This window comes from Herbidospora yilanensis (genome assembly GCF_001570565.1).
GTDB lineage: Bacteria > Actinomycetota > Actinomycetes > Streptosporangiales > Streptosporangiaceae > Herbidospora > Herbidospora yilanensis.
Genome location: NZ_BBXE01000027.1, coordinates 75,656 through 91,093, shown reverse-complemented (window position 1 = coordinate 91,093; position 15,438 = coordinate 75,656). Strand labels below are relative to the sequence as shown.

Genomic DNA, 15,438 nt, shown 5'->3' with positions numbered 1-15,438 from the left:
GACCGGCCTTACGTCTCTGGGGCATGAGACTGAGAACCACCCTGCTGGTGGCCCTGTTGTCGCTGGTCACGGCCTGTGGCGGCGGCGAACCCACGGCGACGGCGGCCGAGCCGGAGCAGAGCGCCCCGGCCACGCCGGTCGCGGTTCTGCGGGCCGAAGGCGGGTTCGTCACGGCCGGCATGAACGTGCTGCGTGCCCCTCGGGTCGTCGTCTACGGCGACGGCCTGGTGATCGCCGACGCGGCGTACCGGATGACCATCCCCGCGGCCGAGGTCACCCAGACCGTCGACGCGTTGCGGAAGTACCTGACCGGTCAGCCGCCCACCGCCACGCCGAAGCCGGGCGCGCCGATGGTGACCGACATCCCGGCGACCGTGCTGGCCGTGGCCGGTGACGACGGCAAGCTGATCGAGGTCCGCGCCGAGGCGCTCGACCAGGTCGCCGACTTCTACCCCAAGGAGCTCGTCGAGGCCAAGAAGTTGCTCGACGGCCTGGCGGCCAAGGCGGCCGAGAAGAAGGAGGCCTACACCTCCGACCGGGTCCGCGTCGTCGCCGAGTCGGTGCCGACCGCCGAGGGCAAGCGCACGCCGTGGCCGGCGGGCGTGCCCGAGCCGTCGGGCCAGATCGACCCCGTGTGGCAGAAGGACCTGACGGGCGCCGAGGTCCCGGCCCTGGTCAAGGCCGCGCCGCCGGTCCCGGACGCCGGTCTGCCGATCTTCGAGACGAAGTCGGGCGTGTTCGTCCTGTCGTGGCGGTATCTGCTGCCGGACGAGTGACGGGCGGGGCCCCGCCGGGGAGAGTGCGGCGGGGCCCGACGTCTTTGTTTGTATGGTAACCAAATCAATAAGGCTACGAAAGGAAGTCCAGGAGGAGCTGACGGCTGTGCTGGGCGGGGAGGCTGCCGTAGGCGTCGTCGGGCGCGTGCTCGGCGAACGGGAGGATCTCCGTGGTCACCGGGACACCGTTGTCCTCCAGCAGCCGGGCGAAGGCGGTCACGTCCTGAGGGCGGGCGCTGCGGTCGCGGTCTCCGACGACCAGCAGGGTCGGCATGAGGCCCGGCCGGACGAACGTCTTCGGGGAGACCTCGCGGTAGCGGCCGGGGAACTCCGCCGGGCTGCCGCCGGTGTAGAGGACCGCCGCGTTCCGGCTGCCGTCGATGTTCCGGGTCCACATCTCCGAGACGTCGGTGACCGGGTAGAACCCCACGACGCTCGCCGGGGGCGGCGGCACGTCGCCGCAGCTCGACGTGATCTCCCCGGCCCGCAGCCGGTAGGCGGCGTTCAGCGCCAGGCCGCCGCCGGCCGACATGCCGCCCATCGACAACCGGTCGACGTCGAGGTTGAAGCGGGCCGCGTTGGCGCGGGTCCAGGCGAGGGCGCAGACGAAGTCCTGCGGGGCCTCGCCCCAGGTGGGCGCGCCCGGAGCCGACAGGCGGTAGTCGACGGCGATGGCGGCCACGCCGTGGTCGGCCAGCCAGCGGCCGGTGCCGCGCAGGTCGCCGCGGTCGAAGGTGTGGAAGCCGCCCGCGTGGGCCAGCACGATGGCGGGCGTCCTGGCCGAGGCGCCGCGCGGCAGGTAGACGTCGGCCTGGAGGTCTCCGGCGAACGTCTCGGTGACATCGGGCTTCACGCCGGGGTAGGCGATCTGGGTGAACATCTCCGCCCACTGCACGTCGGTCCCGGCCTCGTAGGCCGCCTTGGCCTGGAGGCCCGCCACGATCACCGCCCCGGCGGTCGAGACCGAGGTGACCACGGTCAGCACGCGGCCCCACCGCCGCAGGCCCAGCCGCAGCGCCAGCAGCCCGAGCAGCAGGCCGGCCAGCCCGATCAGGGCGACGTGCAGCGGATACTGGCCGGTCAGGACCGGGCCGATGAGGCCGGCCTTGGGGATCGCGGGGACGTAGCCGCCGAGGACGAGCGACCCGGCCACGAAGGCGAGCAGCGAGGCCACGAGGGCGATGAGGATTTTGAGCATGCCGAAGAGAACTCTTGTCATGAGGGGCTTCCTTAGAAGGTCATCCGGCCGGGGGTGACCAGGCCGGTCTCATAGGCGAAGACGGCCGCCTGGGTGCGGTCGCGCAGGTGGAGCTTGGACAGGATGCGGCCGACGTGGGACTTCACGGTCTGTTCGGCCACGTGGATGGCGGCGGCGATCTCGCTGTTCGACCGGCCCTGGGCGACCAGCACGAGCACCTCGGTCTCCCGTTCGGTCAGCCCGGCGATCCGTTCGGTGACCTCCGGCACCGGCACGCCGCCCTGGCGGGCGAACTGGGTGATCAGGCGGCGGGTCACGCCCGGCGCGAGCAGCGCGTCACCGGCCGCCACGACCCTGATCGCCTCGGCCAGCCGACTCCCGGAGGCGTCCTTCAGCAGGAAGCCGCTCGCTCCGGCGCGGAGCGCCTCGTAGACGTATTCGTCCAGGTCGAACGTGGTGAGGATGAGCACGCGGGCCGGGAGGGTGCGGGTGATCTCCCGGGTGGCCTCGATGCCGTTCATCCCGGGCATGCGGACGTCCATGACGATCACGTCGGGCGTCAGCTCGGCGGCCCTGGCCACGGCGTCGGCGCCGTCGACGGCCGTGCCGACGACCTCGATCCCGGGCTGGACGCCCAGCAGGACGGAGAAACTCTCCCTGACCATGGCCTGGTCGTCGGCGATGAGCACGCGGATGGTCATGGTGTCTCCGTGAGGGGCAACACGGCGCTGACGGAGTAGCCGCCGTCGGCGGTGGGTCCGGTGACGAGGGTGCCGCCCAGCATGGCCGCGCGTTCCCGCATGCCCAGGATGCCGTGCCCGGCCCCGGGCGACGCCTTGGGCGCGGCCGGCGGGCGGGTGTTCGTGACGCCGATCCGGAGCTCCCGGTCGTCGCGGACGACCCGCACCGTGACGGCCGCGCCGGGCGCGTGCCGCATCGTGTTGGTCAGCGCCTCCTGCACGATCCGGTAGGCGTTCAGCCCCACCCCGGGGGAGAGGTTCCCCAGGTCACCGGTGGTCTCCAGGGTGGCGCCGGAGGCCAGCCGGTCGAGGTCGGCCAGCGACGGCTGCGGGCTGCCGCCGGGTTCGGCCCGCAGCACCCCGAGCAGGCGGCGCAACTCGCCGAGCCCTTCCAGCGCGGTCGAGCGGATCGTGGCGAACGCCTCGGCCAGCTCCGGCGGCGGGTCGGCGACCCGGTAGGGCCCCGCGTCGGCCTGGATCGAGATCACCGACATGTGGTGGGCGACCACGTCGTGGAGCTCCCGGGCGATCCGGGCCCGCTCTTCGAGGAGGGCCCGCCGCTCCCGCTCCTCGGCGAGCGCGGCCTGCGCGTCACGGCGGCTGCGGACCAGCCACCCGGCCGCCCCGGCCCCCGCGACGGCGGCCACGGCGACCGGGCCGCCGAACACCACCGGCAACACGCCGGCCGCGGTGAACAAGGCCGTCTTCCTGAGGTCGAGCCGGAGGGCCAGCAGGAGGACGATGCCGGCCTGCACGAGCCAGCCGTACATCACGTCGGTGGCGCCGGGCGGATGGGTGAGCTGCACCCAGACGAGCAGCACGCTCGACGCGGCCCACGCCGGCACCGGCCACCACAGGGCGGCGACCAGCATCGCGGCGTGCGCGACGGCCACGATCTGGGCGAACCGGTCGTCGCCCGTCATGGCCAGGAGCACGGCGGCCACGACGACCAGTGCCCGGAGAAGCGGTCCGAACCTCATGGCTCCAACGGTAGGAAGCCGGGCGGCTCGTCCGCGTCACTCTCAGGTAGGGGTCACGAGCGTGATCCGGCAGGATGAACGGGTGGTTGCTGCGAAGGTCCTCGTCGTCGAGGACGACCCGGTGATCGGGGCGGAACTGGTCGAGGCCCTGGGCGTCAACGGGTACGTCCCCGTGCTGGCCGTCACCGGGCGGTCGGCCATCGAGCTCGCCCACGACGGCGCGCCCGATCTGGTGCTGCTCGACCTCGGGCTGCCCGACGTCGACGGCGTGCTGGTCTGCCGGAAGTTGCGGCTGGCCGCGCCCGAGGCGGTGATCGTGGTGCTGACCGCCCGGACCGAGGAGCTCGACGTGGTGGTGGCCCTCGACGCCGGGGCCGACGACTACCTGACCAAGCCGTTCCGGCTGGCGGAGCTGATGGCCCGCCTGCGGGCCCACCTGCGGCGGCAGGCCGTGGTGTCGCCGGGGCGGGCGTTGTCGGTCGGCGGGTTGCGGCTCGACGTCGCGGCCCGGCGGGCCTACCTCGACGGGGTCGAACTGTCGCTGCGGCCCAAGGAGTTCGACCTGCTCGCGGTGCTGGCCGGGCAGCCGGGCGAGGTCGTGACGCGCGAGGAGCTGATGGACCGCGTCTGGGACGAGAACTGGTTCGGCTCGACCAAGACCCTCGACGTCCACGTGTTCGCGTTGCGGCGGAAGCTGGAGGAGCCCGGCGGGAGGGCCCCCCGGATCACGACCGTCCGGGGGCGCGGCTACCGGATGGAGGCCTGACCGGTCAGCGGCTCGGCAGCAGGAGGCTGAAGGTCGGCGGACGTTCGCGCCTGAGGATCAGCCTGCCCCCCTCCGCCTCGGCGAGTGAACGGGCCAGGCCCAGGCCGATGCCGTGGCCGTCGCGGGGGATGCGGCCGAAGATGTCGCGGCCCTCGGGCACGCCGTCGCCCTCGTCCGACACGTTCACGGCGATGCCCGCGCCGACGTCGGTCACCGTCAGGGTGATCTCGCCCGCGCCGTGCCGGCGGGCGTTGTCGAGGAGGACGAGGAGGATCTGGCGGACCGCCGCCGTCGAGGCCGTCACCTCCGGGAGGTCGTCGTCGACGCGGATCGTCACCTCCTCCCAGTCGGCGCGGATCTCCGCGATCAGGACCGGCAGGTCGAGCGGGGCGTGACCGGTGTCGCGGGAGAGCGTGACCAGGTCTTCGATGATGGTCTGCAGCCGTTCGGCCCGCGCCATGGCGCTGGCCACCTTCTCGCGCGAGGGCCGGTCGAGGGCCGACTCCAGGCCCAGCATCAGGCCGGTCACGCCTGTCCGGAGCTGGTGGGACACCTCACCGCTGAACGCCCGCTCCCGGGCCAGCACCTCGCCGAGCCGCCCGGCCGTGGCCGCGAGGGCGTCGCCCGCCTGGTCGACCTCCAGGACACCCGATTTGGGGGCCCGTACGGTGAAGTCGCCGTCGCCCAGGGCCTGCGCGGCGCCGGTGAGCCGTTCGAGGGGGATCGCCAGCCGCCGCGACAGGTAGATGGCCACGGCCGCCCCGACGCCCAGCGCGGCCAGCGCGAGGATCGCGATGAGCTGCCAGGCCTCGTACACCTCCTCGGTGACCTCCTCCGAGGGGGTGGACACCCGGACCACGCCGGTCCCGGACGGGATCGGGGCCGCCGCGACGTAGTCGGCGCCCTCCTCGCCCTGGTGGGGTAGGCCGTCGCGGACGGTGCGCTCGGCGAGGGGAGAGGTCGCCGGGCCCGCGCCCCGGGTGAGCCTGCCCTCGTGGGAGTAGATGCCGATGACGATGTCCTCGTCGTCCTCCCTGGGCAGCACCGTGGGGTCGTCGCGCAGGGCGGTGGCGTGGCGGGCGGCGCTGCGGGCCAGTTCGGAGGCGGTCCGGTCGTGGTAGCGGTCGTTCGTCAGCACCGCCAGCGGCACCGCGAACAACACGATCGCCAGGGCGGTCACCCCGAGGATCGCGGCGAGGGCACGCTGCCGGAGCGGGGTCCCTTCGGGCGTCATGTCGGTATCGTCCCAGCTCCCTGGAAAGTGAACGGAGGGTTAACCAAACCCTCATCGGCCGCTGACCAGGTGCTCCATAGCGTTGTACGGTGATCAGGATTGTCGCCGGGCTGCCGCTGCTGGTGCTCGTGACGGTGCTCGGGTTCGTCGCGGAGACCCCCGGCTGGACCGCGGCCGACTGGGCGGCGGCCCAGGTCGTACAGGACGTGCGGAACCCGTTCCTCACCGGGGTCGCCCTGTTCCTGAACCTCGGGTTCGGCACCGAGGCGGGGGTCGTCATCTCCCTGGTCATGGCGGTGTACACGCTGGTCGTGCGGACGCCCCTGGCGGTGCGGGCGCTGCTGGTGGTGCTGGCCGGGTGGGGACTCGGGGCGCTGCTCAAGGTCGTGTTCTACCGGCCCCGGCCGCCGGCCGCCTTCTCGATGCTCGGCGACCTGGGCGACACGAGTTTCCCGTCGGGACACGTCTGCCTCACGGCCGCCGTCGCCGTCGCCGCCTGGGTGCTGGTCGGGCGGCGCTGGGTCATCGCGGTCGGAGTGGTGCTCGTGGTGGGGCAGATGCTGGCCCGCGTCTATCTCGGGGTGCACTACCCCACCGACGTGCTGGCGGCGGTCATCGCGGTGGCCGCGTCGTCGATCATCGTCCTCGACGGCGGGCGGCCTCGACCCAGGGCGTCCCGCGAGGCCGTCCCCAGCCTGGGGGAGACTCAGAGCGGGTAGGGGCCGAAGCGGCCCCAGGCGACGAACGCCGCCAGCACCAGCAACACGGCCGCCGGAGCGGCGGCCGGCAACTCCTTACGGCGCACATGGACGAGCACCGCGCCCGCCATGGCGACGGCCAGCCCGGTCGCCGCGATCGGGACGAGGACCGGCGCGATCCCGGTCACCCCCGGCAACACCAGCCCGAGCGCCCCCAGCCCCTCGACCACGCCGATCGCCTTGACCTGCCCGGCCGAGAAGTCCTCGGTCCACGGGAGGCCCGACTTGGCCAGTTCCTCCTTGGGCCGGCCGATCTTCATCGCGCCCGCGCCGAGGAAGGCGAGAGTGAGGAGGGCCGTGACGACCCACAGGGCTATGTTCATGGGGCTTCCTTTGTGACTTGAAGATTCAACCGAAACCTATGCCTTGAGCCCCATGGACGACCAGCCGCGGTGGCCGCCTCCGCTGATTGCCGGGCCGAGCCGACGGGCATGCCCTATGCGCTCCGGGTCAGACGTCGTGACGTGTCCGCCCGGTTCCCTGTCATACCAATCGTCATCAGTTGACCCTTAAGGCCGGTGATGGCCCGGCATGCTCCGCTTCATGCGAAGGATCGTGCTCGCCTGTGTCCTGCTGCTCGCCACGCTCGTCGGGGTCCCGGCCCACGCCGCCGCCCCGCCCGACGAGTGCCCGCCAGGCGAGATCGCCGGCGTCACGTCCCTCGACGGCGGCTACTGGCTGGCCGGCCGCGACGGCCGCGTGCACGCCTACGGCACCGCGAAACTCTTCGGCTCCCCCGGCCGGCCCGCGGTCACCATCGAGGCGACCGCGTCAGGGGAGGGCTACTGGCTCGCCGCCGCCGACGGCACCGTCTGGGCGTACGGCGACGCGAAGGTCGCCCGTACCGCCACACCCGCGCTGACCTCGCCGGTCGTCGGGTCGACCCGCACCGAGACCGGCCTGTGGCTGACCACCGCCGACGGCACCGTGGTCGCCCCCGACGGCACCGTCACGGCCCGCGAACACGCGGTCGTCGACATCGTGGCCACGGCGTCGGGGAAGGGCTACTGGCTCGTCGCCGCCGACGGCTCGGTCTGGGGATACGGGGACGCGGCGGCCGTGCCGAAGAAGCCCTCGAATCTGAAGGCGCCCATCGTCTCCGCCACCTCGGCGGGCGCCGGGCTGGTCCTCGCGGGCGCGGACGGCGCGGTGTTCACCCTGGCCGGAGCCGCGTTCCACGGCTCCGCGGCCGCGCTGCGGCTGGCCAAGCCCATCATCGGCGTCGCGGCGGCCACCGCCGACGGCTACACCCTCGCGGCGGGCGACGGCGCGGTCTTCACCTTCGGCGCCGACGGCTTCATGGGCAACGCCGTCACGACGGCCGCCGACTGCGTCCCGCCCGAGCCCACCCCCGGCTCGGAGATCGTGAAGATCGCCACCGCGATCAAGGACGGCCAGGCCGTGCCGGGCTGGCCCGGCGGCTTCGTCCCCTACGCGTGGGGCGGCGGCCACGGCTCGGCTCCCGGCCCGTCGTTCGGCACCTGCAACTGGTACACCGGCCCGCTGCCGTGCCGGGCCGACGTCACCTTCGGCGTCGACTGCTCGGGCTTCGCCCGCTGGGTCTACCACCTGGCCTTCGGCCGCGACGTCCTCGGCGGCGAGAACACCAACGGCCAGCTCAGGAAGCTGACCAGGTCGGCGACGGGCCGCCCGGGAGACCTCGTCTTCTACGGCCGCGGCCCCTCGGACACCCGCCACGTGGCCGTCTTCATCGGCGACGGCAAGGTCATCAACGCCCTGCGCACCGGAACGATGATCAGGGTCGACCCGATCGACGTGAGCAGAGACCGCCTGCCCGGCTTCTACCGCGTGGCCGCCTGACGGGGCACGAGCCGGATGGTCGTCTCCTTCGCCGGGGCGGCGACCATCGGGTCGACGTAGGCGGCGTCCTGGCCGCGATACTTCGTCCGGTACGCCAGATCGATCCCGTCGTTGACCGTCGAGTCGTCCTCCCGCACGAAACCGACGTCCTTGCTGACACCACCGGCGGTGACGTGCCCCTCGCCCCGCTGGCGCGCGGCGCGGAACCACCGGCCGTCCACGCCTTTGTAGGAGCGGACGTAGAGGTCGTCGCCGTGCCGGACGACCCAGACGGTGACGGGCTTGACGTAGCCGCCGTCGGCCCGCTGGGGCGAGATCTCAAGCTCCTCGGCCTCTCCGATGGCGGTGAGCTCGGCCTGTGTCCATGTCATGGTCGTCAATGCTCTGCCGCGCCGCCCGGCGAGAGCCGGAGGCTCGCCGGGTCAGCCCATCGTCTTCTGGCCGTCGATGGTCTCGCGGATGATGTCGGCGTGGCCCGCGTGCTGGGCGATCTCGGCGATCAGGTGGGTGAAGGCGCGTCGGGCCGAGCGGGTCGCGCCCGGGGGGAACCACGGTGCGCGGGGCAACTCGTGGACCTGGTCGAGGTCGAGGGTGCGGACAAGGTCGTCGGTCGCGGTGGCGGTGCCCTCCCAGATGGCCAGGAGGTCGTCGAGGTTCTCGTCCTCCTCCATGCGGAACTGGCTCGCCCAGTCGACCTGGACGGCTTGCATCGCTTCGGCGCCGCCCGACGCGAAGCGGGCCCAGGCCGCCTCCATCAGGGCGAGGTGTTTGACGATGCCGCCGAGGCACAGGTCGCTCGCCGTCGGGCGGAGGCGGGCCTGGTCGTCGGTCAGGCCGTCGACGGCGCGGCGGAGGAGGCGGCGTTGCGCGGCGAGGGATTCGAGGAGGTCGGCGCGTTCACGGTCAGTGGTCATGTCGGTCATCTTCCTGTGGTGGTGACGAGAATGCCGTCGTCGTCGCTTTGGCCGTCGCCGGGTTCCGCAGGGTCGACTTGAGCAGCATGTTGTCCTCGTGGCAGCGGAGCGTCGTGATCAGACCGTGGAAGGCCATGCTCGTCGTAAAGATCGGCGGTGGACATGTACATGATCCTCGCATCCCGTCACCCTGAGTGATCGTGAGGTCGCTATGGTGCCGGTCCATGAGGTTCTTGCTTCGGGCTCTCGTGGCCCTCGTGGCCGCCGGAGGGGTGGCGTTGAGCGCTCCCGCGGCCCATGCCGACCCTGAGGGGTCGCTGCTCGGGGGGCTCGTCGGGGCCGACCTCGGCACGGTGGTCGGGCTGGTGCCGAGCCTCGTCTGCGGCAACCGGCTGATCAACTACAACTCACCGGTCGACAATTCGCCGACGCTCTGCGTCAACGGGCCCATCGCCAGCGGGAACTCGGTCGACAGCGGGAACTACAACAACAAGGGGAACCCGGTGAACAGCGGGAACTTCTCCAACGCCAACGGGTCGAACAGCAGCAACAACTCCACCAACAGCGCGAACCTCGCCAACGGGCGGCAGAAGACGAAGGTCGAGGGACTGGTCAAATGATGATCATCGCAACGCTGGTCATCGTCCCGGCCCTGATGAGCGGCGGCCCGGGGCCGGTCGCGTCGGCCGGCATCACCAACGTCACGAAAGACCTCGGCGCCGTCTCCAACGTCGGCAACAGTTACAGCAGCGGCAATTACCGCAATCTCAAGAACGGCGTGAACAACGGCAACTTCGCCAACGTGAACGGCTCGTCCAACAGCGTCAACGCCTCGGTCGCCTCCATCTTCGGCAACGGCAGGCAGAAGATCATCGTCATCGGCGGGAAACGCAGGCGTTAGAGCCGGACCGGCAGTGAGGTCAGGCGGTAGGTGCCCGGGTCGGGGGTGCGCAGCGTCGCCGGGTCGGCGGTGAGTTCCAGGTCGCGCTTGAGCAGTTCGGTCAGCGCGACCTGGGTCGTCACCCGGGCGATCGAGGCGCCGACGCAGAAGTGCGGGCCGTGCGCGAAGCCCAGGTGGGGGGCGCGTTCCCGGGTGACGTCGAGTTCCTCGGGGTCGTCGAACACCCGGGGGTCGCGGTTGCCGCCCACGAGCGCGCAGGTCACCGGGGTGCCGGCGGCGATCTCGGCCCCGCACACGTCCATGGGCTCGCGGGCGTACCGGGGGATCGACAACATCGTCGGGCCGCAGAACCGCGTCAGTTCCTCGACCGCCCTGGGCATCAGGGCGGGGCGCTCGCGGAGCACGGCCAGTTGCCCCGGGTGGGCGAGCAGTGCCAGCACGGCGTTGGCGATGAGGTTCGTGGGGGTCTGACCGGCGAGGACCAGATGCCAGACCAGGGTCACGAGTTCCCGGTCGGTCAGTTCCGAGTCCGCCAGGTCGGACAGCAGGTCGTCGCCCGGCTCGGCGCGCCGCCGGGCCACCGCCGCCTTCGCGCCGGCCATGATGTCCGGGATCGCCGCCGCGAAGCCGGGTCCGCCGGGCGTGTCGACGACCCGGCCGTAGGCGCGCCACTGCTCGCGGTCTTCCTCGGGGACGCCGACCAGGGCGCAGATGACGTCCATGGGCAGCGGGCGGGTGACGGCGGGGATGAGGTCGGTCTCGCCGTCGAGCGGGCCGAGCAGGCGGCCGACGATCTCGGTGATCCGGGCGCGGAACGCCTCGGCCCGGCGCGGGGTGAAGGCCGGGGCGACGGCCTTGCGCAGGCGGGCGTGCTCGGCCCCATTCATCTCGCTCATGGTCCGCATGTACGGAAGACAGTCGTCGGGCACGTCGGGACGCATGAAGCTCTCCGGCCGGATCTCCAGTCGCGGATCGGCCAGCGCCGCCCGGATGTCGTCGTAGCGGGTGACCACCATCCATTCCGGGGCGCCGGGCATCCGGAGGACGGCGAGCGGGCCCGCCTCCCTGGCCTGGCCGTAGACGCCGAACGGGTCGCCCATGGTGGCGGCGAGGTCGATCTCGTACATCAGCACTCCAGATGCTTTTGACACTCAAATGATGAGAACATCTGGATGGCGACGCTATCCTGGACGGTGTCGGTCCGGCAAGGCGGAGGCGAAATGGCTCGGTTGTCCCGTGTGGAGCACCAGCGGCTCACCCGCGAGAAGGTGCTCGCCGCCGCGCGCGCCGAATTCCTCCTGTACGGCTTCCGCGACACGAAGATCGACAACATCGCCGAGCGGGCCGAGCTCACCCGGGGCGCGGTCTACTCCAACTTCCCCGGCAAACGGGCACTCTACTTCGCGGTGCTGGCCGCCGGGCGGCCCGCCGTGACCGCCGTGCCCGCGACCACCCGGGCCGAGGCCCTCCACGAGTTCGCCCGCGCCTGGCTGGCCGGGGTGCCGATCAGCTCCGAGCCCTGGCTGGGCCGCGACCTGCTGCCCGAGGTCATGGCCGACGAGGCGACCCGCAAGCCGTTCGCCCAGCTCGTGAAGCTGAGCGCGATCCTGCTCGGCCTGACCCTCGAACGCCTCGACCCCGGCGCGGGCCGGCAGGTCCGCGTCGCAGAGCAGGCCCTCACGATCCTCCACGGCGCCGGCCAGTTCAGCGGCTTCGCCGACCTCTTCGACGTGGTCCGGGCCTGCGAACACCTCGCCGCCCTCGACCTCGACGACTCCTGGCCGCCGCCCCACCTGGCCTTCGCGGCGAAGGTCGACGTGGTCGACGAACCGGCCGGCGACCTGCCCGACGGCGTCGTGGTCACCCTCGCGCCCCATCGCGCGCCGGCCGTCGAAGAGGCGCTGAGGGCCACGTCGGACGACGTGACGATGATCGTGGCGGCCGGCGAGGAACTGGCGCTGCTGGCCGAACTCGTCATCGGCGACACCCTGAACTGCCTGGAGCCCCTCAAGGCCGCGCCGCCGTTGCGGGTGGTCTACGGGCCCGAGGGCGTGAGTACGACGGAGACGGCCGTCCGGGTCACGAACGGCCGCATCGTGGCCAGGGCCGAGGGTTTCGGCGCCTGCCACGCCGTCGCATCACATCCGGTGCGCCCACTGGCGTGACCGAACGCAGCGGACGCCCGGAGATCGGTGGCCCACCCACCCGGGGGCGGGACCAGGTTCTCCCGACCGGCTGACAGTTTCCCGTCGGCCGGTCGCATCTTGTGGACGCGATTGTTATCCACAGCCTGTGGAAATCAGGTCCGCAGCGCCTCCTGCCTGCGCCGGGACAGGATCCGGCGCACCAGCGGCGCCGCCAGGATCAGCGCCGACAGGGTCAGCAGGATCGCCGCGATCGGGCTGGTCACCAGGACCGTCGCGTCGCCCGCGCCGATCGCCAGGGCGCGTCTGAGCTGGATCTCGGCCATCGGCCCGAGGATCAGGCCGATCACCGCCGGGGCGAGCGGCAGGCCGAACCGGCGCATCGCGAAGCCGATCAGGCCCAGGAGGTAGAGCACCACCAGGTCCACCCACGAGGCGTTGAGGGCGTACACGCCCAGGGCCGCGAACAGCAGGATGCCCGCGTACAGGTAGGGCCGGGGGATGTGCAGCACCCTGGCCCACACGGGGGCCAGCGGCAGGTTCAGGACGAGCAGCATGGCGTTCCCCACGAAGAGGGACGCGATCATGCCCCAGACCAGGGCGGGGTTGTGGTCGAAGAGCTGGGGGCCGGGCTGGAGGCCGTACTGCTGGAACGCGGCCAGCAGGATCGCGGCGGTGGCCGACGTCGGCAGGCCCAGGGTCAGCAACGGCACCAGGGTTCCGGCGGCGGAGGCGTTGTTGGCCGCCTCCGGCCCGGCCACGCCCTCGATCGCGCCCTCGCCGAACTCACGCCCCTTGGCCAGGCGCTTCTCGACCGAGTACGACAGGAACGTCGGGATCTCGGCCCCGCCGCCGGGCAGCGCGCCGAAGGGGAAGCCCAGCGCGGTGCCCCGCAACCACGGCTTCCACGAGCGCGCCCAGTCGGAGCGGCCCATGAACGCGCGGCCCACCGGGATCACCTCGGGGTGGCCGTGGCGGAGCCGGGAGGCGACGTACAGGACCTCGCCCAGCGCGAACAGGCCCACGGCGACCACGACGACGTCGACGCCGTCGAGCAGTTGCGGGATGCCCAGGGTCAGGCGGGCCTGGCCGGTCTGCTGGTCGATGCCGATCAGGCCGATGACCAGGCCGATCCCCAGCGACGCCAGGCCCCGGACGACCGACCGCGACAACACCGACGACACGGCCGTGAAGGCCAGGATCGCCAGCGCGAAGTAGTCCTCCGGGCCGAAGGAGATCGCGAACTCGACCACGAGAGGGGCCGCCACGACCAGGAGGCCGGTGGCGATCGTACCGGCGATGAAGGAACCGATCGCCGCCGTGGCCAGCGCCTGGGCGGCGCGGCCCCGGCGGGCCATCTTGTTGCCCTCCAGCGCCGTGATCATGGACGAGCTCTCGCCCGGCGTGTTCAGCAGGATCGACGTGGTCGAGCCGCCGTACATGCCGCCGTAGTAGATCCCGGCGAACATGATGAACGCGCTGGCCGGCGGCACGTTGAAGGTGATCGGCAGGAGCAGCGCCACGGTCATCGCGGGGCCGATGCCGGGCAGGACGCCCACGAGGGTGCCGAGGGTGACGCCGATGAGGGCGTACAGGAGATTGACCGGCGTGAACGCCGTGGCGAAGCCGTCGAGGAGGAGCTGAAGCGAGTCCATCTCAGATCAGCCCCTCCAGCGGCCCGCCGGGCAGCGTGACGCCGAGACCCTTCACGAAGGCCAGGTAGGACGCCACGGCCAGCACGATCGCCAGCGCCCCGGCCCGGAGCCGGTTCTCGGCCCCGAGCACCCACGACACCCCGAAGAACAGCAGCGCGCCGGCGATGATCCAGCCCAGCAGGTCGACCGACACGGCGAACGCCAGGAAGATCACGCTGATCAGTGCGACCGACCTCTTGTCGGAGGTCGCCGACGGGTCGACGTCCTCGCTCTCCTCGGGGTCGCCCTGACCGCCGCGCAGCACGTCGGCCACATAGAACACGCCGGTCGCGATCATGGCGGAGCCGACGATGACCGGGAAGAACCGCGGTCCCAGCCCGAGCGTCGAGGCCGCCGCCGTCACGTCGGCGGTGCCGACGATGACGAACACGCCGAGGGCCAGCACGGCCCCCGCGAGCAGCAGCTCCGGGTTCTTCCACTTCATCAGGACACGAGCCCCATCTCGGCGACGATGCCCTTGACCCGGGTCTCCTCCGACTTCAGGTAGTCGGCGAACGGCTGCCCGGTCTGGAAGACGTCGATCCAGCCGTTCTTGGCCACCGCGTCCTTCCACGCCGCCGAGTCGTGCATCTTGGTCACCAGGTCGGTGAGTGACTGCCTGGCGGCGTCGTCGAGGCCGCCCGGGGCCACGAACCCGCGCCAGTTGGCGAGTTCGACGTCGAGCCCGCCCTCCTTCAGCGTCGGCGCGTCGATGGTGTCCAGACGATCCGGCGACGAGACGCCCAGGGCGCGCAGCTTGCCCGACTTCACGTGCTCGGCGAACTCGCCGATGCCGGAGATGCCGATCGCGACCTTGCCGCCGAGCAGCGAGTTCAGCGCCTCACCGCCGCCCGAGTGGGCGATGTAGTTGACCCGCTTCGGGTCGACCCCGGCCGCCTTGGCCATCAGCCCGGCCAGGATGTGGTCGGTGCCGCCGGCCGAACCGCCCGCGACGGCGACCTTGGCGGGGTCGGTCTTCCAGGCGGTCGCGAGGTCCTGGAGGTTCTGGAGGGGCGAGTCGGCGGGCACGACGACGATCTCGTACTCCTCGGTCAGCTTGGCGATCGGCGTCGTCTCGGCCAGCGTGACCTGGGACTTGTTCTGCTCGATGGCGCCCACCATGACCAGGCCCATCGTCATGAGGAGGTTGCCGTTGCCCTTCTCCCCGACGAGCTGGGTGAGGCCGATCGTGCCACCGGCGCCCGGCACGTTGTAGACCTCGACCTTGAGGTTCGGGTCGGCCGCCTTGAAGGCCTGCTCGGCGGTCCTGGACGTGGTGTCCCACCCGCCGCCGGGCGCGGCCGGAGCCATGATCTTGATGGCCGAGGTCCCGCCGCCGGACGACGGGGCCCCACATGCCGCGACGGCGGCCAGCAGCGCCGCCGCCAATATCAGAGTTCGTCGCATCGCCGACTCCCACACTGGTTACCTGAACGTGGTGAGGATGCTGAGCGAACCCGCACGATCCGTCGATCCTTTATGTGATTGACGTCATATAGGTCGTATTGGTCA

At 71.8% G+C, this 15,438-nt stretch carries 18 protein-coding genes; 7 read left to right on the top strand and 11 right to left on the bottom strand.

Features of this window, described 5'->3' with window-relative positions; all coding sequences use genetic code 11:
- Nucleotides 1-23 precede the first annotated feature (23 nt).
- Nucleotides 24-776 carry a hypothetical protein gene (locus tag AW273_RS21705; protein ID WP_062350852.1) on the top strand — a complete coding sequence of 251 codons (753 nt, stop codon included), beginning with the start codon at nt 24-26 and terminating at the stop codon, nt 774-776.
- Nucleotides 777-849: 73 nt separating this feature from the next.
- Here the strand turns inward: AW273_RS21705 and AW273_RS21700 are convergent, their stop codons facing one another.
- From AW273_RS21700 to AW273_RS21690, 3 genes are read right to left on the bottom strand one after another with little or no spacing between them, the layout of a single operon-like run.
- Nucleotides 850-1,995 (bottom strand): alpha/beta hydrolase, encoded by a 1,146-nt coding sequence (locus tag AW273_RS21700; RefSeq protein ID WP_083949937.1) that lies wholly within the window; start codon nt 1,993-1,995, stop codon nt 850-852.
- A gap of 11 nt (nt 1,996-2,006) precedes the next feature.
- Complete coding sequence (locus tag AW273_RS21695; RefSeq protein ID WP_062350846.1) at nt 2,007-2,675, bottom strand: response regulator; 669 nt, start codon at nt 2,673-2,675, stop codon at nt 2,007-2,009.
- Nucleotides 2,672-3,694 carry a sensor histidine kinase gene (locus AW273_RS21690; protein ID WP_062350843.1) on the bottom strand — a complete coding sequence of 341 codons (1,023 nt, stop codon included), beginning with the start codon at nt 3,692-3,694 and terminating at the stop codon, nt 2,672-2,674. The genes AW273_RS21695 and AW273_RS21690 overlap by 4 nt, the downstream gene beginning before the upstream one ends.
- 82 nt (nt 3,695-3,776) lie before the next feature.
- Here AW273_RS21690 and AW273_RS21685 point away from each other — a divergent pair, with 82 nt between their 5' ends.
- A complete protein-coding gene (locus AW273_RS21685) occupies nt 3,777-4,460 on the top strand; it encodes a response regulator transcription factor (RefSeq protein WP_062350839.1) in 684 nt (227 codons plus the stop codon).
- 4 nt (nt 4,461-4,464) lie between these two features.
- Here the strand turns inward: AW273_RS21685 and AW273_RS21680 are convergent, their stop codons facing one another.
- Entirely contained in the window at nt 4,465-5,694 is a 1,230-nt protein-coding gene (locus tag AW273_RS21680) for a sensor histidine kinase (RefSeq protein ID WP_062350836.1), read from the bottom strand.
- A gap of 89 nt (nt 5,695-5,783) precedes the next feature.
- Between AW273_RS21680 and AW273_RS21675 the strand changes: the two genes are divergently transcribed.
- Nucleotides 5,784-6,413, top strand: a complete 630-nt coding sequence (locus AW273_RS21675) for a phosphatase PAP2 family protein (protein WP_062350833.1) — start codon at nt 5,784-5,786, stop codon at nt 6,411-6,413.
- Here the strand turns inward: AW273_RS21675 and AW273_RS21670 are convergent.
- Nucleotides 6,401-6,775, bottom strand: coding sequence for a DoxX family protein (locus tag AW273_RS21670; protein ID WP_062350830.1), 375 nt, complete (start codon nt 6,773-6,775; stop codon nt 6,401-6,403). The two genes, AW273_RS21675 and AW273_RS21670, sit on opposite strands and share 13 nt — an antisense overlap.
- Before the next feature lie 220 nt (nt 6,776-6,995).
- On the opposite strand from AW273_RS21670, the gene AW273_RS38715 reads away from it, so the two are divergent.
- A complete protein-coding gene (locus AW273_RS38715; RefSeq protein ID WP_232327535.1) occupies nt 6,996-8,273 on the top strand; it encodes a C40 family peptidase in 1,278 nt (425 codons plus the stop codon).
- Here the strand turns inward: AW273_RS38715 and AW273_RS21660 are convergent.
- Together AW273_RS21660 and AW273_RS21655 are read right to left on the bottom strand one after the other, a co-directional pair.
- Entirely contained in the window at nt 8,255-8,644 is a 390-nt protein-coding gene (locus AW273_RS21660; protein ID WP_062350824.1) for a DUF2255 family protein, read from the bottom strand. The two genes, AW273_RS38715 and AW273_RS21660, sit on opposite strands and share 19 nt — an antisense overlap.
- A 51-nt stretch (nt 8,645-8,695) precedes the next feature.
- The gene (locus AW273_RS21655; RefSeq protein ID WP_232327534.1) at nt 8,696-9,187 is read right to left on the bottom strand and encodes a DinB family protein; all 492 of its coding nucleotides are present in this window, start codon (nt 9,185-9,187) and stop codon (nt 8,696-8,698) included.
- A 224-nt stretch (nt 9,188-9,411) separates the two neighbouring features.
- Between AW273_RS21655 and AW273_RS21650 the strand changes: the two genes are divergently transcribed.
- Both AW273_RS21650 and AW273_RS21645 read left to right on the top strand, forming a co-directional pair.
- The gene (locus AW273_RS21650) at nt 9,412-9,807 is read left to right on the top strand and encodes a hypothetical protein (protein ID WP_062350817.1); all 396 of its coding nucleotides are present in this window, start codon (nt 9,412-9,414) and stop codon (nt 9,805-9,807) included.
- On the top strand, nt 9,804-10,088 hold the full coding sequence (locus tag AW273_RS21645) for a hypothetical protein (RefSeq protein ID WP_062350814.1): 285 nt from the start codon (nt 9,804-9,806) through the stop codon (nt 10,086-10,088). Before AW273_RS21650 ends, AW273_RS21645 begins: the two co-directional genes overlap by 4 nt.
- Here the strand turns inward: AW273_RS21645 and AW273_RS21640 are convergent.
- Complete coding sequence (locus AW273_RS21640) at nt 10,085-11,215, bottom strand: cytochrome P450 (RefSeq protein WP_062350811.1); 1,131 nt, start codon at nt 11,213-11,215, stop codon at nt 10,085-10,087. The genes AW273_RS21645 and AW273_RS21640 overlap by 4 nt on opposite strands.
- A 93-nt stretch (nt 11,216-11,308) precedes the next feature.
- Here AW273_RS21640 and AW273_RS21635 point away from each other — a divergent pair, with 93 nt between their 5' ends.
- Nucleotides 11,309-12,253, top strand: coding sequence for a TetR/AcrR family transcriptional regulator (locus AW273_RS21635; protein WP_062350808.1), 945 nt, complete (start codon nt 11,309-11,311; stop codon nt 12,251-12,253).
- 134 nt (nt 12,254-12,387) lie between these two features.
- Here the strand turns inward: AW273_RS21635 and AW273_RS21630 are convergent, their stop codons facing one another.
- Genes AW273_RS21630 through AW273_RS21620 form a run of 3 tightly spaced genes read right to left on the bottom strand, consistent with a single transcriptional unit; the run spans nt 12,388 to nt 15,333 of the window.
- The gene (locus AW273_RS21630; RefSeq protein WP_062350806.1) at nt 12,388-13,887 is read right to left on the bottom strand and encodes a tripartite tricarboxylate transporter permease; all 1,500 of its coding nucleotides are present in this window, start codon (nt 13,885-13,887) and stop codon (nt 12,388-12,390) included.
- Between the two features lies 1 nt (nt 13,888).
- A complete protein-coding gene (locus tag AW273_RS21625; protein WP_062350803.1) occupies nt 13,889-14,371 on the bottom strand; it encodes a tripartite tricarboxylate transporter TctB family protein in 483 nt (160 codons plus the stop codon).
- The gene (locus AW273_RS21620) at nt 14,371-15,333 is read right to left on the bottom strand and encodes a Bug family tripartite tricarboxylate transporter substrate binding protein (RefSeq protein WP_062351067.1); all 963 of its coding nucleotides are present in this window, start codon (nt 15,331-15,333) and stop codon (nt 14,371-14,373) included. Before AW273_RS21620 ends, AW273_RS21625 begins: the two co-directional genes overlap by 1 nt.
- Nucleotides 15,334-15,438: the final 105 nt, after the last annotated feature.